Below are 1,360 nucleotides of genomic sequence, written 5' to 3' on the forward strand. Positions count from 1 at the left end.
CACGAAGCAATCGGAAGTGGTTCCAAGAAAAGCCTCTAAGCTTCAGTCATACGAGACCGTACCGCAAACCGACACAGGTGGGCGAGATGAGTATTCTAAGGCGCTTGAGAGAACTCGGGAGAAGGAACTCGGCAAATTGGTACCGTAACTTCGGGAAAAGGTACGCCCCGGTAGCTTGATTGGTTTACTCCATGAGGGTGAAAGGGTTGCAATAAACTGGTGGCTGCGACTGTTTAATAAAAACACAGCACTCTGCAAACACGAAAGTGGACGTATAGGGTGTGACGCCTGCCCGGTGCTGGAAGATTAAATGATGGGGTGCAAGCTCTTGATTGAAGTCCCAGTAAACGGCGGCCGTAACTATAACGGTCCTAAGGTAGCGAAATTCCTTGTCGGGTAAGTTCCGACCTGCACGAATGGCGTAACGATGGCCACACTGTCTCCTCCCGAGACTCAGCGAAGTTGAAATGTTTGTGATGATGCAATCTACCCGCGGCTAGACGGAAAGACCCCATGAACCTTTACTGTAGCTTTGCATTGGACTTTGAACCAATCTGTGTAGGATAGGTGGGAGGCTTTGAAGCGGGGACGCTAGTTCTCGTGGAGCCAACCTTGAAATACCACCCTGGTTTGTTTGAGGTTCTAACCTTGGTCCGTTATCCGGATCGGGGACAGTGCATGGTAGGCAGTTTGACTGGGGCGGTCTCCTCCTAAAGTGTAACGGAGGAGTTCGAAGGTACGCTAGATACGGTCGGACATCGTGTTGATAGTGCAATGGCATAAGCGTGCTTAACTGCGAGACTGACAAGTCGAGCAGGTACGAAAGTAGGACATAGTGATCCGGTGGTTCTGTATGGAAGGGCCATCGCTCAACGGATAAAAGGTACTCTGGGGATAACAGGCTGATTCCTCCCAAGAGTTCATATCGACGGGGGAGTTTGGCACCTCGATGTCGGCTCATCACATCCTGGGGCTGTAGCCGGTCCCAAGGGTATGGCTGTTCGCCATTTAAAGTGGTACGTGAGCTGGGTTTAAAACGTCGTGAGACAGTTTGGTCCCTATCTGCCGTGGGCGTTGGAAATTTGAAGGGGGCTGCTCCTAGTACGAGAGGACCGGAGTGGACGAACCTCTGGTGTACCGGTTGTCACGCCAGTGGCATTGCCGGGTAGCTAAGTTCGGAAGAGATAACCGCTGAAAGCATCTAAGCGGGAAACTTGCCTTGAGATGAGATTTCCCAGAGCCTTGAGCTCTTTGAAGGGTCGTTCGAGACCAGGACGTTGATAGGCTGGGTGTGGAAGTGCAGTAATGCATTAAGCTAACCAGTACTAATTGCCCGTACGGCTTGTCCCTATAACCTTAG

Annotated in this window: 1 rRNA gene; it reads left to right on the forward strand. The window is 51.4% G+C overall.

From position 1 onward, the window contains the following. A 23S ribosomal RNA gene (locus tag MRBLMS1_RS09920) occupies window positions 1–1,350 on the forward strand; the annotation flags it as partial. Between the last annotated feature and the right edge of the window lie 10 nt (window positions 1,351–1,360).

This window comes from Massilia sp. LMS1-1-1.1, assembly GCF_040815535.1.
In the GTDB taxonomy this organism is placed as follows: domain Bacteria; phylum Pseudomonadota; class Gammaproteobacteria; order Burkholderiales; family Burkholderiaceae_D; genus Janthinobacterium; species Janthinobacterium aestuarii.